Source organism: Spirosoma flavus (assembly GCF_054778555.1).
Genome location: NZ_BAAGZL010000002.1, coordinates 341,171 through 365,322 on the forward strand (window position 1 = coordinate 341,171; position 24,152 = coordinate 365,322).

The window sequence follows — 24,152 nt, forward strand, 5'->3', positions numbered from 1 at the left end:
TAAATAATGGGGTTACTTTCACCCATCATTCATTCTACATTATCGATTAGTCAATATTTCTACCGCACAAATGCCATGGCGACGCCACCATCTACGTTCAGTACGTTGCCGGTTGATTTGGCAAGCAGACCATTGACGCAGGCCAGGCAAGCATTGGCGATATCGTCAGGCAGAATGATTTCGTTCAGCAAGGTACGTTTCGCGTAGTAAGCTGGAAGTTCAGCGACAGTGATGCCATACGCTTTAGCACGACCTTCGGCCCAGGCGCCCGCCCAGATTTTGGAATCGGAGATAACGGCGTCGGGGTTTACTACGTTCACACGGATATGGTCTTTGCCTAACTCAGCCGCGTTCAGGCGACTCAGGTGCAGTTGGGCCGCTTTAGCTGAACCGTAACCCGCGTTGTTCGGACCCGATACCAGGGCGTTTTTACTAACGATGTTGATAACGTCGCCACCCAGTTTCTGCTTGCGCATAATTTCGACGCCTTTCTGCGTCACCAGGAATTGACCTTTCACCAGTACGTCGTATAGCAAATCCCAGTCTTTTTCAGTGTGCTCTTCGATGGGTTTAGAAATACTCAATCCAGCGCAGTTCACCACAATATCGACGCCACCAAACGCTAACGTAGCGGTATCGAACGTAGCGGCAATGGTTTCGGCATTCGTTACGTCCAACTGATCGGCAGCATACGCATCTTTGCCGTATTGCTTCTGGAATTCATCTTTCGCACCCGCCAGACGGTCGGCGTCGTTGTCGTTGATCACCACGACAGCGCCTTCCGACAGGAATTTCTTGGCGATAGCTTTTCCAATTCCGCCGGCACTACCCGTAATCAGAGCGATCTTGCCCGACAGCGGTTTTGGCTTCGGCATCCGTTGCAATTTCGCTTCTTCCAGCAACCAGTATTCAATGTCGAACGCTTCCTGCTCGGGCAGTCCAACGTAGTCCGAAACGGCTTCGGCGCCTTTCATTACGTTGATGGCGTTGGTATAGAACTCAGCCGCTACCCGCGCCGTCTGCTTGTCTTTGGCGAACGTGATCATACCCACCCCCGGCCACAGCAATACGACCGGATTTGGGTCGCGGATAGCAGGGCTGTTGTCGTGTTTGCAACGCTCGTAATAGGCGGTATAATCGGCCCGGTAGTCTTCAAAGGCTTTTTCCAGATACGTAGCACTATCGGCGCCAGTAATTTGCTCAGGATCAAGTACCAGCGGACGGATTTTAGTACGTAAGAAGTGGTCGGGGCAGCTCGTTCCCAAACGTGCCAGTCGGGGCAGATCGTTCGAGTTTACGAATTCCAGAACGCGCGGGTCGTCGGTAAAGTGGCCAATCATCTGGCGGTAGCTCGACGCCAGACCACGCAACGTTGGCATCAGGTCGGCTGCCAGTTTTTTGCGCGTATCAGCATCCGTATTTTCGCGGGCTACGCCACCGAAAACAGGCCGTTTTTTACCAAAGTTCTGGTGCAGGTATTCCGACGCCTGCTCAATTACTTCCAACGTATTGATGTACGATTCATAAGACGTTTCCCCCCAGGTAAACAGACCATGCCCGCCGAGGATAATCCCCCGTAAATTTGGATTTTTCTGAACGGCTTCTTCCAGTTTCAGGCCTAGGTCGAAACCAGGGCGCTGCCAGGGAATCCAAGCCATCTTATCACCCCAGATTTCGTGCATAATGGCCTCGCCGTCTTTGCTGGCGGCAATGGCAATCAGCGCATCCGGATGCAGGTGGTCGATGTGTTTATAAGGTAGCAGCCCGTGTAAGGGCGTATCAATGGAAGGGGCAGCACATTTAGGATCGAACAGGCAGTGGTCGAACAGACCCACCATTTCGTCTTCATGGGCCAGTCCGCGATACCGGCTTTTCAACGCATGCAACCGCTCTACGTAGAGGTTCGCACAACCCTTTTTAGTAAGCGTACCAATGTCCCCGCCTGAACCTTTCACCCACATCACCTCAACAGGATCGCCAGTCAACGGATTGGTTTCCATCAACTTAACGGACGTATTGCCGCCAGCGTAGTTGGTCAGTCGAAGGTCGGCTCCGAGCAGATTTGAGCGGTAAATAAACAGGGCTACTTCGTCGCCGGCGAGTTCGGCCGCCTTTTTCTCATCCCAGAGATAGCTTACGTAGTTGAACGCTTGCGTCGTATTCATAAATTGGAGTAAGTAGTATCTATCTGTAATCTTGTTTTAGCAAAGTACGTTTAATTTGATTTCTCCTGCTTCATGTACTCTCCTGTAATTAAATTTTTTGACACCTTCGCTTGACTGCGTGGAAATCTAACTCCGAAAATGACCCATACGCGAAGCGTAACAGGAGAGAACAGGTAAGTTGGGGAGTAGTTGTAGATAAATTTGTTAAAAAATATGATTACCCGGTGTTTCTGAAAAACAAGTGTTCCAATTATCATTCATATTTCATTAAAAAAGGTGGCAGTTATCTGGGGAGTTATTCTACATGCGCTGGGCGGTTTTGCATCTGGCAGTTTTTATTTACCCTACAAAAAAGTTCGCGGGTGGTCCTGGGAAAGTTACTGGTTCATCGGTGGGCTGTTCTCCTGGATAGCAGCTCCACTCATACTCGGTACGCTGACCGTTCCTCATTTGTTCGACGTATTGAAACAGTCGCCTTCTGATACGCTCTGGTGGGTCTATTTCTGGGGTGTTTTATGGGGTTTTGGCGGATTAACTTTTGGGCTGGCTATGCGCTATCTGGGTCTGTCGCTGGGCATGGCTGTTACGTTGGGGCTATGTGCTTTTTTCGGAACGCTGGTGCCGCCTATTTACCAGGGCCAGTTTGGTGAGCTGATCAGTACAACTTCGGGCCAGGTGATTATTCTGGGGCTAGCCGTTTGTGTATTAGGCATTTCCATCTGCGGAGTCGCCGGTATGATGAAAGAACGTACCTTATCCGAAGAGCAGAAAAAGGCGGTTATTGCGGAGTTTGACATCCGGAAAGGACTGATGGTCGCGATTTTTTCGGGCGTGATGAGCGCTTGTTTCGCCTTCGGACAAACGGCCGGACAACCCATTGCCGAACTGGCAGTAAAGGCTGGCGCTGACCCGTTGTACATGAACAATGCCGCGCTGGTCATTATTCTTCTGGGCGGATTAACAACCAACGCCATCTGGACGATTTATCTCAATATCAAAAACCGCACGTATACTGACTACACGAACTTTTCTACCCCCATTGTAGCCAATATCATCTTCTGCGCCCTGGCCGGATTTACCTGGTATTTTCAATTTTTCTTCTACGGCATGGGCGACAGTAAAATGGGTGAGTATCGCTTCTCGGGCTGGACGCTCCACATGGCGTTTATTATTGCCTTCAGCAGCATGTGGGGCCTGTTTCTCCACGAATGGAAAGGCGCCAACAAGGCCACCATGCGAACCATTACGCTGGGCATCCTGACGGTCGTGCTGTCAACCGTTATCGTCGGCATCGGAAACTACCTGGCCGCATAAATAGTGATAGGCAATGAACGATGCGTGATAAGTAATGAATTTTGTCTAGCTAACTTTCGGCCATAATTCATCACGCATCGTTCATTGCTTATCATTTATGAGTCTATTTAGCCTGATTACGTTGCTGATTGTTGGTGCAGCTCTGTTTATGTACCTCAATACACGCTTTCTGAAATTGCCGGATACCATTGGTGTGATGGTTTTATCGCTGGTGATTTCTCTGGCGCTCATCAGCTTAAATGGCTTACATCCGGCCTGGTTTCAATACGTTCGTCAGAACATCGCCCAGATTGATTTCGGACGTATTTTGTTCGACGTAATGCTGAGTTTCCTGCTCTTTGCCGGGGCCTTCCACACCGACGCAACGTTGCTACGTATCGAACGCCGTTCTGTAATGCTATTTGCATTCGTGGGTGTCATTATCAGTACGTTTCTCGTCGGAACGGGCCTTTACTACGTTGCTAATGAGCTGGGGTTCGGCTTATCATATACGCTGTGCCTCCTGTTCGGCGCTCTGATTTCGCCCACCGATCCAATCGCCGTACTGAGTATTCTGGCGAAATTCGACTTACCCGAAAATGTCAAAATCAATATTGTCGGCGAATCGCTGTTCAACGATGGCGTGGGTGTGGTCATGTTTGCCTCGATTTATCAGTTGGTACAACAAGGCCCTGAGGTTGTCAGTGCAGGCGAGGTAGCCTGGCTTTTTATGAAAGAAGCGGGTGGCGGTATGCTGTTCGGACTAGCGCTTGGTTACGGAATGTATGGGCTCGTCCGGTCAATTAACCACTATCAAACGGAAGTATTGATTACAGTGGCAGGCGCAATGGGTGGCTATTTACTGGCACAGCAGCTGCACATTTCAGGTCCGCTGGCAATGGTTGTGGCCGGGCTGCTGGTGGGCGACCGAAAACGCGACGTCATGAGCGAGACAAGCGAAGATTACGTCGATAAATTCTGGGAACTTGTCGATGTCATTCTGAACGCCGTTTTATTCGTAATGATAGGGATCGAATTGGTTCTCATCAATTTTCACATCACTCAATGGACCATCTACGTACTGGTTATTCTGCTGGTGCTGCTGGCGCGTTACGTCTCCATTCTGATACCCTTCACGCTGGCCCACCGTTGGCTGGACCTCGACAACAAAGCCCCGCTCATGCTAACCTGGGGTGGTTTACGGGGCGGTTTGTCGATTGCAATGGCGCTATCGATTGACGATACGTTGCCGCACAAAGATTTTCTGGTGACTATTACGTACGCTGTTGTGCTATTCTCCGTTATCGGGCAGGGGCTGACGATGGAGCGGCTCATCCGGCGACTCTATCCGTCAGGTAGATAAAAATAAGGGCATTTAGGGACGTTTTCTGGTAAAAACGGCACAGAACCGGCGTAACTCGTGGGGCTTTAAAACAACTCGCGCGCAATTTTCATGACATTGTCGGACTTACCCATGGTATAAAAATGGAGTACGGGTGCCCCCGCATCGATCAGTTCGCGGCCTTGTTGGACGCACCACTCCACCCCTACTTGCCGGGCCTGCTGATCGTTTTCACAGGCGTCAACGGCTTTTACCAGATCGGCGGGCATTTCCAAATGAAACAGCTTCGGGAGAATTTGCAATTGCTTGCGGGTACTTAACGGTTTCAGCCCCGGAATGATGGGCACCATGATGCCGTGCTGACGACACCGCTCGACAAAGTCCAGGTATTTCTTATTGTCGAAAAACATCTGCGTCACAATGTAATCGGCCCCAGTTCAACTTTTTGCTTCAGGTAGTGGAAGTCAATATCGTGGTTAGCGGCTTCGAAATGTTTCTCGGGATAAGCGGCCACGCCAATACAGAAATTACTGGGCGCCAACGCCGTATCTTCTTCGTGCAGGTAGATTCCTCGATTCATGTTGGCAACCTGTTCCACCAGTTCGCTGGCGTAGGTGTAGCCGTTTTCTTTCGCTTTAAACGTAGTAAATGGCTTAGCCGGATCACCACGTAGCACCAGCGTATTGTCGATACCGAGGTAATGTAAATCAATCAGAAAATCTTCGGTTTCTTCGCGGGTGAAGCCGCCACAGAGCACGTGGGGCACCGGATCAACTCCGAAACGGTGCATGATGGCGGAACAGATTCCGACCGTACCGGGCCGTTTGCGCGTCACAATTTTCTGAATAGTGCCATCGGGAAGCGGTCGTTCAATGTATTCTTCGCGGTGATACGTTACGTCGATGAACGGGGGCTTGAACTCCATCAACGGCTCAATATTACCGAGCAGGCTTTTCAGGTTGTCGCCTTTGATGGGGGGAATAACTTCTATCGAAAAAATCGGTTTGCCGTTGGCGGCCTTAATGTGATCGGTAATTTTGGTCATTTCTGAAAACGGAGTACTACGTTCATTTTCACTACGTAGCAACACCCGAAAAAGCGGAAAACTTACCGCGAGAACACAGACAACTGAACATAGATTCCGTTGGCCGTTCCGCTGCTCCACGGCTGAATGTCGAGCCGTTGGCCCAGCGCCGTCTTGTTTTTGACTTCGTGAAGCTTCGGAATACCCCACCCTACCAACGTACCAAACGCGGCACCAGCCAGTAAATCAGACGGATAATGCAATCCCCCCTCGTACCGTAGCACCGCCGTGGCCGTCGCCAGTCCAAGCGAACCTACCCAGACAACCGGCTTCAGCTTCGACTGTGGGAAGTAGTGTCGGAACACTTCGCTTGTGAAAACGGCCGTGGCAAAGGCATTGGCTGCGTGGCCCGAAAAAAACGACTGTCGGGCATCCCGCTCGAGTTTATCGGCCAGTGGCGCATCGGGGTTGTATACGAACGGGCGAGTACGTTGCGTGACGGCTTTCACAATTCCTTTCACCCCATTTGTCAGCAGCATGGTTTCTACGTACATCACAGCCACCGTTTTTAAATCCTGCCGCATGGGTTTCGTGCCCAGCGTCAATAGCCCGGTTAACCCAATGGTGCCTGCCAGCGTTACGTCGCTGAGTTTATCGGCCGTCGTCGACCAGTGAAACGTCGCTTTCTGATCGAACGAGTTCACGTCAGATCGTTTCAATACGTTAATTTCTGCCGGAGTAAGGGGGTCGATGGTATGCGAAAGCGCGAAAGAGCCGCCTAACGTAGCACCCCCCGCCCCCAACAGGGTCAATTCGCGACCCGTGCGAAGTTCGTAGGGAGCCTGGGCGAAAGATGGGGTTATGAATAAGGCAAAATGGAGAATAAAAAATGTGGTGACATTACGTTTCTTCAGGACTTTTTTCCAACTACGTTCACAAATTTTTATCATCTCCACACGTTCATTATTCATTTTACATTAGTCAATAGTCTACACAAATCATACCACCCGAATTACTTCAGGTTCCTCGGCTAGCAATACCAGCCGTCCTTCAACTTCGGAGAAGCCCATTTCGCGGTATAGATTTGTAAAGTAGCGCAACGAAGCTGCTTGATCTTCAGACTGTTCCCTGCCGTAAGCTGCAGCCGCTTCATATTGGACCAGCACAATCTGACCCTCCGGGAAATGAACGACCCGATGTGGCGCTCCATGAATTCGCCGGCTGCTCAGAATGTTGCGGTCGGTATCAATACGTAGCGTAGCGTCGAACAAAGGGGCCAACGCCGGATGCGTCACGATATTGAGTAAATGTTTTCTGAGTTCAATCTGCTCTGCCTGACGTATCAACCCCTCGCTCAGCAGTCGTCGCAAGCTGCTGTCAATACTTTCGGGTCCTTTAATCAGGCTTAAGGCCGCGCATAGTTTACGGTCTCGTTCGCGGGTTTGTTCAAAAGTCGTTACGTCGAACATTCGGTCGGCCAGCCGACGGAGCTGCAAATCCTGCCCCCGGTGGCCGCTAACAATGTCGTCCAGAACAATCTCGTCTAACGTATCGCTGTGTTTTTCCTGCGTTCCCGCATCGGTACAGAGGCTGATTTCGTAACTGCTACGTCCCTCTTCCCAGGCGCAGCCGCATTTCTGAGCCGCTTCACTCCCCCGCAGAAAGGCGTGCAGCCAGTAACTCACGTCCTTTTGATTGATTCCTTTCCCAAAATCCGACGATTTTGCGATCACGTAAAGCCGGTCGGTTGGGCGGGTAAAGGCAACGTAGAGGAGGTTCATGTTTTCGATAAACGTCCGCGTCATTTCTTCCTCATACTGAGCGGCCACCGCTGTGTTACGTAGTTTACTGGTTGTATTCGACGGAGCCGACATAAGCCGGGTCGTGTGACCGGGCCCTGCTACGTGTGACAGGGCATCGGATTGAATATCAGTCAGATCGAGCCAGATTGTACTATCGTTGATGGGTTCTACCCGCCAGTTGGCAAACGGAATGATAACGACCGGAAATTCACGACCTTTCGATTTATGGATTGTCTCGATCGTTACGGCATTGCGAATACTCCCCTCCACCGACACTTTCTCCTGAACGCCTTCCCAATACAACAGAAAATCGCTCAGGTGGCCGCTACGTTTGTGATTGAAAGCCAAAACCTCATCGAGAAACCGGAACAGAAACGGATTATGTTCAGCCTGCCGAAATAAGCCAAACTGAGCGGTCAGCCGTTCGGCCAATTCATACGGATTCAACTGACCTAACTCGTACGGATCGACGGAAAAACCTTCTGCGGTCAGGTAGTCATACATAGCCGAGATGTCGGCGGTTTCAGCGGTCCGACGCAGCGTTTCGGTCAATTCATCGTCGGGAAAGATCCCGCGCACAACCCGATGGAACAGATACAGCAACTCATAACGTAGCAGCCGCTGGTCGGGTCGCTGAAGCAGCCGCATGAGGGTAATGATCCATTTTACGGGTTCCGAAAACTCCAGCGAGAGGGAATCGGCTGAAACGAGCGGAATTTGCTCTTTATGCAACTCGTTAGCCAGCTTTCGAGCATGGGATTTTTTGCGGCACAGAATCGCTATGTCGCCGAACCGGTAGCCATCGGCCAGCGATTTTCGCAGATGCGCAAGCGTGGTGTCAAGCATCTGGGTGGTTAAATCCTTTTCTGCTTCTTCACCGTTCGCCACAAAATCAATCTGCACATGACCATTTGGGCGGGCATCGGGTTGCGGCTGTTGATGGAATTGCTGCTGGGCATCGAATACATCGGCTAGTTTGGGGTGATGACTCTCAAACTGCCGGGCCGTATACTCAAAGAAGTTATTGTTGAAATTTACAATGGGCTTGGCACTGCGCCAGTTGGTATTCAGAACATCGGGCGTCAGATGACCATCGAGCATATCAATGCGGTCGGCGGTCCAGGACGTGGGATTATGGGCTATTTTCAGACTGTCAAGTTCTTTCCGATGAAGCGCTACAATCTGATCCATATCGCCCCCCCGGAACCGGTAAATAGCCTGCTTGCCATCACCCACGGCGAGGTTAAAATGGTTGCCAGCCAGCGCATTCTCGATCAGCGGCAGCAGGTTGGCAAACTGCAATCGGGACGTATCCTGAAACTCATCGATCAGTATGTGGTTGTATCGCGTGCCCAATCGCTCATACAGAAACGGTACCGGCTCCGTCGATACAATAGTCAGGATTTTCTTGTTAAATTCTGAAATGTGAACGCGTCCATCCTTCCGCAGCAGATCGTCGAACTCGATTCGCATCTGCTTCAGCAGGGCCAGTTTCTGCAAGTGCGGCAACAGACAGTCGAACAACGCCACCTGCTGCCCCCGTTCGTCACGAATGGCCTGAATCTGGCGGATACAATCGCTCAGTTCATCGGTCATGGCGTCGATCATCCCCTGAACTGGCATGGGCGTTTTCTTACCATACCAATCGCCTTTCTCAACCGCGTTACTGACACGGGCACCCGGTTCTTTGCCCGTATTTCCCTCGGCTATCGCCCGCAGGTATCCACCTACGCCTGAGTTCCCATATGCGAAATCACCTTCATCCAGGCCCGCATCGGCAATCCGTTTCCAGGCTCGTTGGCCCTGCGCTGTAATATCAACTTCGACCTGTTGGTTGTGCGCGAGCAATTGCGTTCGAATCATTCGTAACGCGCTGGGCGACAGCTCCTGCGCGGCATTCACAGCCTGATAAAACTGGTCGGAGGTGAGGTTACGACCAAATTCACGAAGTAGTTCGGGCAGTTGATTCCAACTTTTACCTTCGGTGGCCGCGTGGGTATAGTACTCGCTCAGGATGGTCGTGATTTCCTCCATCTCGTCCGTACCCGCCTTTTCGATGAGGTTATCGATGGCCAGCTCAAGCACTTCGTCTGTTTCCAGCTCAACCTCAAACGAATAGGGCAATCCCAGCTCGTCGGTGAAAGCCGCTACTACACGTTGAGTAAAAGAGTCGATGGTCGTTACGCTGAAATCGGCGTAGTGATGCAGAATAACTTTGAACACGGAAGCCGCTTTCTGGCGCACTTCTCGTTTGTGAATCTCAAAAGAATCTGTGCCGGGGCTATCCCCATATAATTCGCTCACTAATTCGTTGAGCAAACCCAGCGCTTTGGTGTCAGTAACCTCATCGTCAACATTATCCTCGTCATTACGCTTAATCCTGGAAAGCGTTTTCAAAATCCGCTCTTTCATTTCGTTGGCGGCTGCGTTGGTAAACGTAACCGCCAGAATATGCCGGAAATAATCGTCGTACACACCCGGCTGGAGCGCCAGTTTGAGGTACTCTTTCGTGAGTGTGTACGTTTTGCCCGACCCAGCCGAAGAACTATAGATCTTGAACATGGAAGAAAAGGGCAGCGGGAAAGGCAGCGGACAGACCGGGTACCCCTAGCCTCACTACCTTTGCCCGTTGCTTTTAAAAATTATACCGAAGCCCAAGTCCTGTATTTAGATTCAGAAAAAAAGGCGCCTGGAGCAGTTCGACGTAGCCGCCGGTTTCCAGAAAGAACGAATACGGTTTACTCGCCGGAAACACCTCTACCCCTCCTACACCAGAGGCTCCAAGAGAAAGCGCATTTTCATATTCACCATTTAGCCTTGGCGGATAAAAACGGCGCGTATTTACCTGTCCGCCAAAACCATAATACACCCGAACGCTCTCACTTTTGGTGAGCGCCAGATGCCAGATATAATGTCCCTGAATCGTAAGTCCAACACTTTTATAGACCCCTGAGCCATAGCTACGACGGGTTCCGTATATGCCACCATACGTACCGATGTTCAGGTCAAAGGCATGGTTTCCGCCAAAATATTTGCGAATGTTTGCACCCGCCGGTTCCCCAATCCGGAACCCTACCGACCAGTTATTGTACTGCGCTAACGCAACATCGGAAAAGAGCAGTAATCCCAGAATAGCCCCAAAAACGGCCACATACGTTTTTTTCATAAACTAGATAATTTGTCTTCCTCAGACTGGCAATCTCCGTTTTCGTAACATGAAGTTTTATTCTTTGTTACAAAAAACTAAGCGTTCGACACCAACTCAGGCTTCGATGCGTCTTCGCCGGACGCCAATGGCAACTCGCCCGTTACTGGTACATTGCTCATGGTTTGCAGTACGTTCATCAATCGCTCGTTCTCGTCCGACGTACCGACGGAAATCCGCAGACAATCCGCGCAAAGGATAACTTTCGAACGATCGCGCACAATCACTTGCTGCTCAATCAGGTGCTCAAAAACGTCTTTTGCCTGATCGAACTGCACCAGCAGAAAATTGGCATCGGACGGGTGAATAGCCCGCACCGACGGCAAAGAACGCAGTTTTTCGGCCAGCTGACGCCGTTGCTCCAGAATTTGCGCCACCATTTCGTTCTTCTCGGCTTCATTGTCCAGCGCTTTCAGGGCCAGTTGCTGGGTTGGTGCCGAAATGTTATAAGGTGGCTTGATTTTATTCAGCACCTGAATCAGTTCTTCGGACGCAAAGCACATACCCAGACGTAGCGCGGCTAGTCCCCAAGCCTTAGAAAAGGTTTGCAGAACCACCAGATTCGGGTACGTATCGAGTTCGGTAGTCCAGGACAACGTATCGGCAAAATCAATATAGGCTTCGTCCACAATGACCAGCGAATGATCGGCGGCTTCGAGAATGCTACGTATGGCTTCCCGCTGCAAGAGGTTCCCCGATGGATTATTGGGCGAGCACAGCCAGATAAGTTTCGTTTTTTCGGTTATAGCTGCCAGTACCGCCGACGTATCAACCTGAAAATCTGGCGTTAAAGGCACTTTAACAATCTGAACATCATTGATCGACGCCGACACTTCGTACATGCCGTAAGTGGGCGGCATAATCAGAATATTGTCCTCGCCGGGGATACACGTAGCCCGTACCAGCAGGTCAATGGGTTCGTCGGAACCGTTGCCCAGGAAAATCTGAGATGTTCGTACGCCTTTAATCGGTGCCAGTTTCTCTTTAATGGCCCACTGATGCGGATCGGGGTAGCGGTTGTAATCGGCATCGGTACTACGTTCGGTCGCAATGGCTGAGCCGAATGGGTTTTCGTTGGCATCTAAAAATACACCGATGGTACCAGTATACTCATCGCGGGCCGAAGAATATGGCGTTAGCGACAAAATGTGCGAACGAAGAATGTTACGTAGATTGAATGACTGCATTGGTTTAATTTCTGAAAGAACCGGGCATCGAACTCAATTGGTTCGATAGCCATTATTTTAACTTCTGAGAAAAAGCATGATGTTTACAACCCATTTAGTTAAGCAACTATGCTACGTTCGCTTTTGGCGTAGGCCGCCATTGAAACGATTGGTCGTCAATGGCGCGCATGGTACACAAAACGCCGTTCAGGTGGTCGTATTCATGCTGAATCAGCTCTGATAATCCCCAATCCGTTACGTTCCAGGTATGCGGTTGCCAGTGTTCATCGCGATACGTTAGCGTCAGGCTGCGATGGCGTTGGACACGTACCAACAGGTTTGGGAAGCTCATGCAATCGTCCCAGAGTTCGGCCATGCTATCACTGTAGGTTACAATTTCGGGATTGATAATCACTTGTGGTTTGCCGATGTTGAGGTAAATCAGCCGCTTCATAATACCCAGTTGTGGAGCAGCAATACCACGCCCAAACTGATACGTTGTCCGGATCTCCTCCATTACGTTGTGCAGATCGGCTACCCAGCCCGTCACGAGCGGAAGTTCGCTTTCCTGCACAGGTTCGCAGGTTTCGTATAAACGAGGATCACCCAAGAGTAATAGGTCGGCGAGATGTTTCATAGGGACAGGAAATCAGGCCAAATTTTCTTCCTCTAAACTCGCCAGCCGCAGGCTTACGGCTCGTTTATGAGCGTCGAGCGATTCGGCTTCGGCCATTGCTTCCACGACCGGACCGAGTTGCTGTAAACCCTCAGGCGTGATATGCTGAACTGTGATTTTCTTCACAAAACTGTCTAGTGATACGCCACTGTACGCTCGAGCGAATCCGTTGGTTGGCAATGTATGATTCGTGCCCGACGCGTAATCACCCGCCGATTCGGGTGTATAATTGCCGAGAAAGATAGAACCAGCGTTCGTGATACGTTCAGAAACCGCTTCTGCATTTTCGACGCTCAAAATCAGGTGCTCGGCAGCGTATTGATTTATCAAATCCAGTACATCGTCTTGTTTATCAAGCAGAATCATTTTGCTGTTTTTCAACGCTTCCGCTGCCATAGCCTGGCGGGGCAATCGGCTTAATTGCGTCGTTAACGTCAGGTTAACACTGTTAAGTAGTGTTTTACTGGTCGAAACAAGTAGTACCTGACTATCGACACCATGTTCGGCCTGCGAAAGTAAGTCAGCAGCCACAAAGGCTGGCACTGCTGAGTCGTCGGCATAAATGGCAACTTCGCTGGGACCGGCTGGCATGTCAATCGCTACGCCTTCTTTAGCCACCAGCATCTTGGCCGCCGTTACGTATTGATTGCCCGGACCGAAGATTTTGTACACCTGCGGCACCGACTCCGTTCCGTAGGCCATTGCTGCGATTGCCTGTGCCCCGCCGATCCGAAATACGCGGGTGACCCCCACCAGTTTGGCCGCAAAGTAGATGGCCGGATGGTCGCTGGGGGTGCACAGGATGATCTCGCGGCAGCCTGCCAGTTGCGCAGGAATGCCGAGCATCAGCACCGTACTGAACAACGGAGCCGTACCGCCCGGAATGTAAAGTCCAACTTTGTCGATGCCTACACTTTTCCGCCAGCACGTAACGCCGGGCATGGTTTCAATTTTCTCGACTGGCTGCTTCTGCCGTTCGTGAAACAGGCGAATATTCTGATACGCCTGCCGAATGGCCATTTTTAACGTATCACTGAGTTGGTTTTCGGCGGCATCAAGTTCCGCTACGTTCACTTCCAGTCCACTGGCTGTTACGTCCAGTTTATCGAACTTTCGAGTTAGCTCAACCAGAGCCGCATCGCCCCCGGCTCTTACCTGCGCCAGAATCGGCGCTACGGCGGCTTCAATCTGTTCGGTTGCCTGCACCGGCCGAGACAGCAGGGCAGACCACTCACTACGTTGCGGAAAAGGGATGATGTTCATAATAAAGAGCCGTTTCAAAGAGCGAAAGGGCGAAAGAGCAGAAGAGCGAAGCCATCCGGCAGAGTAACTTGCGTGAGCTATTCGCTCCGCTCCGGCGGCCCGGTTTCATTCTTTCGCTCTTTTTTTAATATATCATTTTCTCAATGGGTATAACCAGAATTCCTTCGGCACCGGCGGCCCGGATGGCTTCTATGTTTTCCCAAAACTCATTTTCGTTTAATACCGAATGCACGGAACTCCAGCCTTCTGTAGCCAATGGCGTTACAGTCGGACTCTTCATACCGGGTAATAGGGACGTAATCAGATCCAGCGCGTGATTTGGTGCGTTCAGGACAATATATTTATTATTCTTGGCGACCTGTACCGCTTTAATTCGGAACAGCAGTTTATCGGCTAATGTCTGTTTCTCAGCATCGAGTTCGGGGCGAGCAATCAGGATGGCTTCGGAGCGGAAAATGGTTTCCACTTCTTTCAAACCGTTGCTTAGTAACGTACTACCAGAACTAACAATGTCGCAGACGGCTTCAGCCAGTCCAATACTCGGCGCAATTTCAACCGACCCACTGATTTCGTGAATATGCGCCTTTACCCCTTCTCCGGCTAGATAATTTCCGAGTAGGTTAGGATAGGACGTAGCGATATTCTTTCCTTCCAGACTCTGAACGCCTGTCCACTCCGTACCGCGCAGAATGGCAATTGACAGGCGGCATTTCGAGAAACCAAGCTTATGAATCGTCTTTACATTACGGCCCATCTCTACCGCTACGTTCTCGCCAACAATACCTAAATCCGCTACGCCATCCTCTACGTAGCCTGGAATATCGTCATCACGCAGAAATAAAAATTCGGCCGGAAAATTCGACGAGATGGATTTGAGTTTACCAGTGCCGTAGTCGAAACGGATACCGCACTCTTTAAACAGTTGATACGAATCTTCGCTCAACCGACCCGATTTTTGCAGGGCAATACGTAATAGAGAAGACATTACTTGATGGATGATGTAGGATGTATGAACGATTTCATACTCCAGAGGAAAACTAAGCTGTGGTTTGGAAAATCAGGGCAAAAATAGAGAAAACGGGTAAATGCCGACGTATGAACGTATCAGGCACGATGATGGTGCCAATGTCGGAAGGGAGAATGTGTAGCCCGTTTTGAAATCATGGCGCGAAGATAGGCAAAAAGAAAGAGCAAAATAGCGAACGAGTGAATTTCCAGCGCCATCACTCATTCACACTTTCGTTTTTTCATCATTCGCAGTGCGTATCTTTGTACTATGGTACTGGAACAGAAACAACATCCGATAAACATAGAATCAGCGTCAACCGCTACGCTGCCGGTTATGGAAGCGTTTTACACACTTCAGGGCGAGGGAGCCCATACGGGCCGGGCGGCTTATTTTATTCGGCTGGGTGGCTGCGATGTGGGTTGCCATTGGTGCGACGTAAAAGAATCGTGGGATGCCGAGATTCATCCGAAACTGTCCATTGATGCAATCGTCGATGGGGCGTTACGTTATCCGGGGCGGATGGCTGTCGTAACGGGTGGCGAACCGCTCATGCACGATTTAACTGAATTGACTCAGACGCTGCAAAATGCTGGTTTCCGCACGAACATTGAAACGTCGGGCGTTTGTGAAGCGGTTACGGGGTCGTGGGACTGGATTTGTTTCTCGCCCAAAAAGTTTAAAAAGCCGAATCCGGCTATTTTCGAGAAGGCCGACGAATTAAAAGTTATCATTTATAATACGTCCGATTTCGCCTTTGCGGAGTCATTTGTGCCCTTTTTACGTCCCGATTGCAAACTCTTTTTGCAAACTGAGTGGAGTCGTTCCAATGAAATGCTACCTCGCATCGTTGATTACGTAAAAAATAATCCGCAATGGCAAATTTCGTTGCAGACACACAAGTACATGGACATTCCATAAGCGAATGTGTGATATATAATGCAAAATGCATGACAATTCGTGCATTCATTCTCATTATTCATTGTACAGTATTCATTACACCTTCGTCCTACGCCCAGAGTTCTAAAGCAAAAGAGCTTTATGCGCAGTCCATAAAATTGTTCGGAGAGCGGAAAGCGGGTGAAGCCATTCCGTTTATGGAACAAGCGGTTAAGCAAGACCCTGGCTTTTTAGATGCCCATCTAAAACTCGGCCAGCTTTACGAATTCACGAAAAGGTTTGATCCGGCCATTGCAGCCTACCGAGACGCCATTCAGTTGCAGCCCGACAGTCCGGCAGCGGCAGCGGCTTATCAGTCGCTGAGTACGATTCTTCTTCGGTTGGGTCGTTACGGCGATGCACTCCCATATCTCGAAAAATACCAGACGTTATTCCCGCCACAATCGGCTCAGGTAAAACGGATTAATCGTCAACTGGCCACCGCGCGTTTCGGCCAGGAGGCTATGAAAAACCCGCAGGCTGTTGACCCCAAACCTATTTCGTCGGTCTTGCAAACGACGCCTTCGCAGTATTTTCCTGTGCTGACAGCGGATGAACAGACACTTGTTTTTACGGCGCTCAAACCCGAAGGCGATGAGGATCTGATGGTTGCCACGTTCAATGGTGAAATATGGTCGCCCCCGGTTTCGTTGTCGCCGGGCATCAATACGCCTGATAATGAAGGCACTGCCAGTCTCTCTGCCGACGGACGTACCATCGTTTTTACGGCTTGCCAGGGACGTAAAGGTTTCGGTAGCTGCGATTTATACGTAAGCCATAAGACGGGCAGCGACTGGTCGAGCCCAGAAAATTTAGGTCAGATTATCAATACGCGTTATTACGAATCACAGCCCGCGTTGTCGGCAGATGGCCGTCGATTGTATTTTATTTCCGACCGACCCGGCGGCAAAGGTCAGCGCGATATCTGGCAGAGCGACCTTGGTGCCGATGGAAACTGGGCCGAACCGACTAATCTGGGTGAGCCGGTTAATACGCCTTTCAATGAAGCCTCACCTTTCATTCATGCTAATGGACAAAGCCTGTTTTTTGCTTCTGAGGGCCATGTTGGCATGGGTGGTTACGACTTATTTGTGGCTGATTACGGCGCTTCGGGTTGGTCGACACCTAGTAATCTAGGTTACCCCATCAATACGTCAGAAGATCAGGCTTCCCTGTTTGTTGCGGCCAACGGTACACGGGCCTATTACTCGTTTGAAGAGCAGAAAGATGGCGTTTCGCAGAAATCACGGCTATACACCTTCGATTTACCCGAAACGTTACGTGAGCGCGTTAAACCGGTCAGCTACTTAAAAGGGGTTGTCGCGGACGCTAAAACTAAAAAGCCTTTAGCAGGTACCGTTGAGCTTATTGATCTAAAAACCAACCAGGTAGTCTCTCGTGTACAAGCAGACACTCAGACGGGTCAATATACGGCTGTATTACCGAGCGGTGGCGAATACGCGCTCTACGTAAGTGTGCCAGGCTATCTTTTCAAAAGCCTGTCGTTTGATTTCACCCAGAAAACCAAAGGCGACGGCATGTCGCTAAGCATACCGCTGGAATCGGTAGCGGCTGGTACGTCGGCGAATGAAATACTCAATAATTTATTTTTTGAATCAGGCCGCTATGATCTGGCGGAAAAGTCACGTACTGAACTTGATCGCCTGTCTGCCTTTTTACAGGCTAACCCAACCCTAACCGTTGAAATTGCAGGGCATACCGACGATAAAGGGGACGCAACTGCGAATCAGGCACTTTCACAAAAACGAGCTCAGTCTGTAGCGGCATACCTTACTAAAGCCGGCATTGCCGCAACTCGAATAAAAGCGGTCGGTTATGGCAAAACCAAACCCGTAGCTCCCAACACTACTGAAGAAAACCGACGCCTGAACCGACGTATCGAGTGGCGGGTGTTGTAAGTTTCAAAGAGCGAACGAGTGAATGGTGAAAGAGCGAATGTCATCCGGATGGTTTCGCTCTTTTGCTTTCCTGCGGGATTTTTTTCAATTTTGTGTATGTTGTCAGAATACCCTCGTCCAGCAAAGTATAGGCAGGGGGTATTTTTTCATTTTGCTTCGTTTCTCTGCAATGACATCCGAACACGTTAAGTGCTTGATTATAGGCTCTGGCCCAGCCGGTTACACAGCGGCCATTTACGCATCGCGTGCGAATATGAATCCCGTTCTGTATCAGGGCGGTCAGCCCGGCGGGCAACTCACCATCACCAACGAAGTCGATAATTTTCCGGGCTATCCCGATGGCGTTCAAGGTCCGCAGATGATGCAGGATTTGGAAGCGCAGGCGCGTCGGTTCGGGACCGATATTCGGTATGGCCTGATTACCAGCGTACAATTCGTCGATCAGCCCAGCCACGACAATCCGCACCGGGCCATTGTTGACGATAAACATGAAATCACCGCTGATTCTATAATTATTTCGACGGGCGCTTCGGCCAAATGGCTTGGCTTACCCTCCGAGATGCGACTCAACGGCCTGGGCGTATCGGCCTGTGCTGTTTGTGATGGTTTCTTCTTCCGGGGCCAGGACGTAGCGATTGTTGGTGCCGGCGATACGGCCGCCGAAGAAGCCAGTTATCTGGCCAATCTTTGCCGGAAAGTGTATATGCTGGTACGTCGCGATGAGATGCGGGCGTCGCAGTTCATGCAGAAACGTGTGCAAACAGCTCCTAATATTGAAATCCTGTATAATACCGTTACGGAAGAAGTACTGGGCGACGAAGGCGTTAACGGCGTTCGAATAAAAGACACCCAAACCGGCGAAGAACGTATTCTGGACGTAACGGGCTTTTTTGTGGCCATCGGTCATACACCGAATACAGGAATTTTCCGGGATTACCTTGAGCTTGACGATAATGGCTATATCATCGTCGAAAAAGGTAGCACCCGCACCAACGTACCGGGCGTATTTGCCTGTGGTGATGCGCAGGATAATGTGTATCGGCAGGCGATTACGGCTGCTGGTACAGGCTGTATGGCCGCCCTTGATGCCGAGCGTTATCTGGTTACGCTGGAAATGCAGGCTGAAGAAATTTAAGCTATTAATCCGTTCTAAGTTTCAGGCTGACCACCGGTCGGTTTTCGCGTCAGCCAGCCTGAAACCTGGAACTCGTCTATACCTGTGATGAGAAAAACCGCTACACAGTGGCTGCTAGCCATTGGGTGTTGCCTGTTTCTGGCATTGCCAACACAGGCGCAGGAGCGCGGGCGATTTAAAAATAACCTGCGGATTACACCCAAAAATGAGGAAAAACCGAATGCACCGACGGTTCAACAACCGCAAAAAGCGGACGAGCAGTTTGAACAGGAACCAACACAGCTACGTTTCAACAGTCAGTTTGAACCCAAAAAAGAGCTGAACCCCGTAGTCAGCGAAGACACCAGCCAGATTGACCAGGGCGAAACCAGCGTAGTTGAAGTCGTAGATTCTGTACTTATAGGCACGGAATGGGTTAAAATCGCTGATTACTACGCCGTTTGGGATTCACATACCATTGACCCCTACAACATCAATGCCCTCGAATTCGATGAAGCGATCGACATCAAGTTGTATGACCCACCGGCAAACCGATATTGGTCAGCTCCGCTCGATGTTGGTAAAATGACGTCTAATTTTGGGTATCGCTGGGGTCGCTGGCACACCGGAACCGACCTCGATCTTGAAACCGGAACTCCTATTTATTCTGCTTTCGATGGCATCGTGCGCGTAGTAGGCTGGGATGGCAACGGGTATGGCCGCTACGTATTGGTTCGCCATTATAATGGCCTGGAAACGCTCTACGGGCACATGTCGAAGCAAACCGTTGAAAATGGTCAGCTCGTTAAAGCTGGCGACCAACTCGGGTTGGGCGGAAATACAGGACGCAGTTTTGGCGCACATCTTCACTTCGAAACCCGTTACGAAGGAAATCCGTTTAGCCCCCTGAATATTTATTCTTTCCCAGAAAATAGCATTAATTCTGACCACTTTCTGTTGACAAGTTCCGTTTGGGATTATTTACGGGGTGGGCGTTCGTCATCGTCAGAAGGTTCGTCAAGACCACGGCTTAAACGGACCGTATTGCATCGGGTACGTTCCGGCGAAACACTTAGCTCCATTGCCGACCGCTACGGTATGTCGGTATCTTCGTTGAAACGTAAAAACCACATGTCAGGCTCGCGCCTTCGACCGGGGCAAAAGTTGCGTGTGCATTAAGTATTGATTCTCTGCCTATATGATCCCGAAGGTGCGAACTTTCGGGATTTTTTTTGGCTGCTATCCCGAGCCATCAATTAGTCATCCCCTGAAAATCTACAGTTATCCGGTCAATTCCAACGTTCGTCGCCTTTGATTTTCAGGCTTGTTATGTCCATTGCAACTTTGTCTCACTAAACAACGAGATAAACAAACAACGAAATAAAACAAGCCATGAAAAAAGTACTTACACTGATGCTGGGACTGATCGCCGGAACTGTATCGTTCGCCACTCCTTCAACGAATCAACCTTCTGCCTCTGAAACGCGTGTCGTCATGACAACCGATCATAAACTAAAACTATACGTTCAGCCACTTCAGGCCAAAGGTAAGCTGGCAATTCGGGACGCAAACGGTCAGGAGATTTACAATTCGAACGTATCGCTACAAAAAGGGCTTAGCCAGTCCTTTGATTTTTCAAACCTGAGCATGGGAACGTATCAACTGGTGCTGAAAACGGGCGACCAAACAGTGACGAAAACCTTTGTTGTTCAGGCCGCTCCCAACGAGAGCTTCCTGATGCAGGAATAATCTCGTGCATTGAATTTGTTCTCGAACGTAGAAACCGGTTAGCCACCGGTTTCTACGTTTAAAATCACATAGTAGCCAAAAGGAACGTAATGCTTTCCTTTATAGGCAACAGACTAGAAGTAGCTTTACCGTTTCGTAGGTCAAACCGAATCATGCATAATCGACTTACTTTCAGGCAGAAATGGCAAATTGCCCTGTATTTATTGGGGCTTTTTTCACCGTTACTGCTTTACGTCAATCTACCCGATTCGGCGCGTAACTGGTCTTCCATATCCCGAGCTATTCCCTTCTTTGCGGTTTTTGCCCTTATCAACCTCGGCCTTTACTACGTTGGAATCACAGCGACGGACTGGTGCCAATGGCAATTGTCCCGTCTGTTCGGCAGAGACGTATTGATGGGATTTAGCGGAAAATCGTTTCTGTTCACGTTTCTCATTGCGCTGGCGCTTTCTGTTCTCTTTACGCAGGTGCTTCACCAGATTCTGGGTGGTATAGCGTTTTTAGTGGATTATTTTGGTCCTTCGACGGCCCATAAATCACATAATTCGCCGTTTAGCCCAGACGTACTGGCCTACATGAAGAGAGCCAATAACGTACTCTCGATCGTAATTATGCTATCGGCCTTTTACCTGACCATCAATTTGCGGGCCTTTCAGCAACTGAAAGATGTGCAGCTGAAAGCCGAGCGTTTGGAAAAAGAAGCCCTGCTTAGCCAGTTCGAAGCCCTGAAACATCAGCTTAGTCCACATTTTTTGTTTAATAGCTTAAGTATTCTGACCTCACTGATACATGAAGATGTTGATCTTTCCGAGCAGTTTATCAAGCGATTATCAAAAGCGTATCGTTATATTCTGGATCAACGTAATCAGGATCTGGTTCTGCTGAAAACGGAACTGGACTTCATCAAAGCGTATACGTTTCTGCTCCAGATTCGCTTCGAGAACAAGTTTGAAGTAATTATCGATGTATCGCAGGAAAGCCAGCTTCAGTGTCGGATTGCGCCACTAACGCTTCAGTTACTCGTTGAAAATGCGGTGAAACACAACCGAATGTCGCTTCAGGAGCGGCTCATGGTACGTATTTACACGCAGGATGACTGGCTGGTGGTAGAAAATCCTGTTCAGCCACGCGACCAGCCCGAGCCATCTACGGGTGTAGGGCTCCAAAATATTAAGAATCGCTATGCACTCCTAACCGATCGTACCATTCATTACGGAGAAGAGTCAGGTTCATTCATCGTCAAAATACCGTTATTAAATGAATGAAAGAGCGAAAGAGTGAATAGCTGATGCGAAATTATTCGCTCATTCACTCTTTCGCTCTTTCATTCTTTCGCTCTTTAAATCATGACTGTTCTGATTATTGAAGATGAAGCCCGTTCGGCGCGGCACCTCGAACGGATGCTCAAAAAATATGATCCCAGCATCCACATTCTGGCTCAGCTACCGTCGGTGCGGGAGTCCGTTACGTGGCTGTCGCAACACCCTACGCCGGATTTGATCATGATGGATATTCACCTGGAAGATGGACTGGCTTTCACTATTTTTGAGCAAATCCACTTAACTACTCCAATTATTTTCACGACCGCCTACGACGAGTATATGATCAAGGCGTTTAAGGTCAACAGTATCGATTATCTGCTAAAACCCGTCGACGAAGAGGAACTGGAAACCGCCCTGATAAAATGGAAAACGCTACGTAGTGTTGCCGCCAGCCCTGATCTAACCCAATTGCTACAAGTGATGCAGCAATTTCGTGAATCGCCTTTTAAAGAGCGCTTTATGATCAGTATCGGCACAAAAATACGAAGCGTCGAAACCGCCGACATCGCTTATTTCTATTCCGAAGAAAAAGCTACGTTTCTGATGACCCGAGACAATCAGTTTTTACCCCTCGAATACAGTCTCGATCAGCTGGCAGGTCTGTTAAATCCGTCGCAATTTTTCCGGGCCAATCGGCAATTTCTGGTTGCCCGTTCGGCTATACAAACGATTCATACGTATTCCGCGGGCAAGCTAAAACTTGATTTACAGCCTATTACGCGCCAGGAAGTATTCGTTAGCCTGAGCCGTCTATCCGATTTTAAAGACTGGCTGGGCCGCTAACAAAAACGAATGCCACTCCTTAACGGAATGGCATTCGTGATGTACTTCGTAAACACTTTTGTTATTTCTGCTCGTATTTATCCTTGTACTGCTTGTACAATCGTTTGTGCCGGTCGTCCAGATTTACTTTACGGCCCTGTATAAAAGCATGTTCCACTACGTTGGTGCGCATATCCAGCGCGTCGCCCGCCGAAACAAACAACGTAGCGTGTTTACCTTTTTCTAACGTACCGACCATTTTATCGATACCCAGAATTTTCGCCGTATTCGACGTAACGAGTTTAAGCGCTTCTTCTTTGTCCGTTATACCAAAGCCAGCGGCTGTACCCGCCAGAAACGGTAAGTTGCGGGTCCGCCACCACTCGTCGGCGTAGCTTAGTGCCACGAGTACACCCGCTTTTTGCAGAATCCCCGGCATCCGATACGGTAAGTCAACGTCTTCGTCCTCGCGATTGGGTAGCCGATGCAACGCGCTCAGAATCACGGGTACGTTATTTTCTTTCAGGAACCCAACCACTCGATTGGCTTCTTCACCACCTACAATCACTACGTTCGGTATGGCCAGCGACTTGGCGAACGTAACGGCCTCGATGATGTCTTTACCGTAATCGGCCCGGACATAAAGATTCTGCTTTCCCGTAAATAATCCTTTCATCGATTCCAGCTTGAGGTTCATCGGCATCGGATTGGTTAGCGCTGCGTACGCTTTGGCCTCGGTGAACGTAGTACGTAACACTTCGATAGCCTGCGCGCGCCGTTCGTTTTTCCGGACGACCGACGAGAAATCTTCGAAATTAAATTCCCGCGCCAGATACGTCGGCCAGTTCAGCCAGATACCGTCGTCCTTTTTCAGCACAGCATCTTCCCAATTCCAGCCATCAGACATCATGACGCTCGAACTTCCAGATACGGTTCCGCCCTGCGGCATGGCCTGCGAGAAGAGTACACCGTTATTACGTATCGTAGGAATAATCTCAGAATCAGTATTATAGGCAATTAACGCACGCACGTTCGGATTCAAAACACCAGTTTCCTGTTTATCGACCGTAGCCCGCACCGCGCTAATTTCCTGCAAACCAACTGTCGATGCAGGCGAAATAATCCCCGGATAAACGTGCTTGCCCGATACGTTGATGGTCTCTACGTTGGTCAGGTCAAGCCGGACCGTTGTCCCATCTACTACGTTGGTAATGATACCATTATTAAAGATCACAACGCCATTCGGAATCACCTGTCCGTTGCCAATGTGGACCGTCCCTCCCATTAAAGCAATGGTTCTTGTCTGCGCCCCTCCCGGAGCCGGATTCTGCGCCACGCTAGTCAGCGAAACCAGCGAAGCAGCGAGTATGAGTATATTTTTCATTTCTTCGTTCTGTTTCAGGTT

18 protein-coding genes and 1 pseudogene are annotated in these 24,152 nt (G+C 49.8%); 9 read left to right on the forward strand and 10 right to left on the reverse strand.

Annotated elements, in window-relative coordinates:
* Nucleotides 1–59: 59 nt before the first annotated feature.
* The gene (locus ACYVF1_RS10485; RefSeq protein WP_461078378.1) at nucleotides 60–2,165 is read right to left on the reverse strand and encodes a bifunctional aldolase/short-chain dehydrogenase; all 2,106 of its coding nucleotides are present in this window, start codon (nucleotides 2,163–2,165) and stop codon (nucleotides 60–62) included.
* 276 nt (nucleotides 2,166–2,441) lie between these two features.
* Between ACYVF1_RS10485 and rhaT the strand changes: the two genes are divergently transcribed.
* Nucleotides 2,442–3,479: an L-rhamnose/proton symporter RhaT gene (rhaT, locus tag ACYVF1_RS10490; protein WP_461078380.1), complete on the forward strand. Its 1,038-nt coding sequence runs from the start codon at nucleotides 2,442–2,444 to the stop codon at nucleotides 3,477–3,479.
* A gap of 97 nt (nucleotides 3,480–3,576) precedes the next feature.
* On the forward strand, nucleotides 3,577–4,821 hold the full coding sequence (locus ACYVF1_RS10495; RefSeq protein WP_461078382.1) for a cation:proton antiporter: 1,245 nt from the start codon (nucleotides 3,577–3,579) through the stop codon (nucleotides 4,819–4,821).
* 65 nt (nucleotides 4,822–4,886) lie between these two features.
* On the opposite strand, the pseudogene metF reads toward ACYVF1_RS10495, so the two are convergent.
* From metF to hisG, 8 genes and pseudogenes are all read right to left on the reverse strand, one after another.
* A pseudogene (gene metF / locus ACYVF1_RS10500) lies at nucleotides 4,887–5,845 on the reverse strand (methylenetetrahydrofolate reductase [NAD(P)H]).
* A 62-nt stretch (nucleotides 5,846–5,907) separates the two neighbouring features.
* Nucleotides 5,908–6,795 carry a phosphatase PAP2 family protein gene (locus ACYVF1_RS10505; protein WP_461078384.1) on the reverse strand — a complete coding sequence of 296 codons (888 nt, stop codon included), beginning with the start codon at nucleotides 6,793–6,795 and terminating at the stop codon, nucleotides 5,908–5,910.
* Between the two features lie 27 nt (nucleotides 6,796–6,822).
* Nucleotides 6,823–10,188 (reverse strand): UvrD-helicase domain-containing protein, encoded by a 3,366-nt coding sequence (locus ACYVF1_RS10510; RefSeq protein ID WP_461078386.1) that lies wholly within the window; start codon nucleotides 10,186–10,188, stop codon nucleotides 6,823–6,825.
* A gap of 73 nt (nucleotides 10,189–10,261) precedes the next feature.
* Nucleotides 10,262–10,792 carry a hypothetical protein gene (locus tag ACYVF1_RS10515; RefSeq protein WP_461078388.1) on the reverse strand — a complete coding sequence of 177 codons (531 nt, stop codon included), beginning with the start codon at nucleotides 10,790–10,792 and terminating at the stop codon, nucleotides 10,262–10,264.
* Nucleotides 10,793–10,869: 77 nt separating this feature from the next.
* Complete coding sequence (hisC, locus tag ACYVF1_RS10520) at nucleotides 10,870–12,018, reverse strand: histidinol-phosphate transaminase (RefSeq protein WP_461078390.1); 1,149 nt, start codon at nucleotides 12,016–12,018, stop codon at nucleotides 10,870–10,872.
* 106 nt (nucleotides 12,019–12,124) lie between these two features.
* Nucleotides 12,125–12,634 carry a peptide deformylase gene (locus tag ACYVF1_RS10525; protein ID WP_461078392.1) on the reverse strand — a complete coding sequence of 170 codons (510 nt, stop codon included), beginning with the start codon at nucleotides 12,632–12,634 and terminating at the stop codon, nucleotides 12,125–12,127.
* A gap of 12 nt (nucleotides 12,635–12,646) precedes the next feature.
* The gene (gene hisD / locus ACYVF1_RS10530; RefSeq protein WP_461078394.1) at nucleotides 12,647–13,936 is read right to left on the reverse strand and encodes a histidinol dehydrogenase; all 1,290 of its coding nucleotides are present in this window, start codon (nucleotides 13,934–13,936) and stop codon (nucleotides 12,647–12,649) included.
* 124 nt (nucleotides 13,937–14,060) lie between these two features.
* Nucleotides 14,061–14,921, reverse strand: a complete 861-nt coding sequence (gene hisG / locus ACYVF1_RS10535; protein WP_461078396.1) for an ATP phosphoribosyltransferase — start codon at nucleotides 14,919–14,921, stop codon at nucleotides 14,061–14,063.
* 291 nt (nucleotides 14,922–15,212) lie between these two features.
* Here hisG and ACYVF1_RS10540 point away from each other — a divergent pair, with 291 nt between their 5' ends.
* From ACYVF1_RS10540 to ACYVF1_RS10570, 7 genes are all read left to right on the forward strand, one after another.
* Nucleotides 15,213–15,863, forward strand: a complete 651-nt coding sequence (locus ACYVF1_RS10540; protein WP_461078398.1) for a 7-carboxy-7-deazaguanine synthase QueE — start codon at nucleotides 15,213–15,215, stop codon at nucleotides 15,861–15,863.
* Between the two features lie 29 nt (nucleotides 15,864–15,892).
* Nucleotides 15,893–17,800: an OmpA family protein gene (locus tag ACYVF1_RS10545; protein ID WP_461078400.1), complete on the forward strand. Its 1,908-nt coding sequence runs from the start codon at nucleotides 15,893–15,895 to the stop codon at nucleotides 17,798–17,800.
* A gap of 169 nt (nucleotides 17,801–17,969) precedes the next feature.
* Nucleotides 17,970–18,935, forward strand: a complete 966-nt coding sequence (gene trxB / locus ACYVF1_RS10550; protein WP_461078402.1) for a thioredoxin-disulfide reductase — start codon at nucleotides 17,970–17,972, stop codon at nucleotides 18,933–18,935.
* A gap of 87 nt (nucleotides 18,936–19,022) precedes the next feature.
* Nucleotides 19,023–20,093 (forward strand): peptidoglycan DD-metalloendopeptidase family protein, encoded by a 1,071-nt coding sequence (locus ACYVF1_RS10555; protein WP_461078404.1) that lies wholly within the window; start codon nucleotides 19,023–19,025, stop codon nucleotides 20,091–20,093.
* A gap of 213 nt (nucleotides 20,094–20,306) precedes the next feature.
* Nucleotides 20,307–20,663 carry a T9SS type A sorting domain-containing protein gene (locus ACYVF1_RS10560; protein ID WP_461078406.1) on the forward strand — a complete coding sequence of 119 codons (357 nt, stop codon included), beginning with the start codon at nucleotides 20,307–20,309 and terminating at the stop codon, nucleotides 20,661–20,663.
* A 152-nt stretch (nucleotides 20,664–20,815) separates the two neighbouring features.
* Nucleotides 20,816–21,928 (forward strand): sensor histidine kinase, encoded by a 1,113-nt coding sequence (locus ACYVF1_RS10565; protein WP_461078408.1) that lies wholly within the window; start codon nucleotides 20,816–20,818, stop codon nucleotides 21,926–21,928.
* Between the two features lie 81 nt (nucleotides 21,929–22,009).
* On the forward strand, nucleotides 22,010–22,768 hold the full coding sequence (locus ACYVF1_RS10570; RefSeq protein WP_461078410.1) for a LytR/AlgR family response regulator transcription factor: 759 nt from the start codon (nucleotides 22,010–22,012) through the stop codon (nucleotides 22,766–22,768).
* A 61-nt stretch (nucleotides 22,769–22,829) separates the two neighbouring features.
* Here ACYVF1_RS10570 and ACYVF1_RS10575 read toward each other — a convergent pair whose 3' ends face one another.
* On the reverse strand, nucleotides 22,830–24,131 hold the full coding sequence (locus ACYVF1_RS10575) for an amidohydrolase family protein (protein ID WP_461078412.1): 1,302 nt from the start codon (nucleotides 24,129–24,131) through the stop codon (nucleotides 22,830–22,832).
* Between the last annotated feature and the right edge of the window lie 21 nt (nucleotides 24,132–24,152).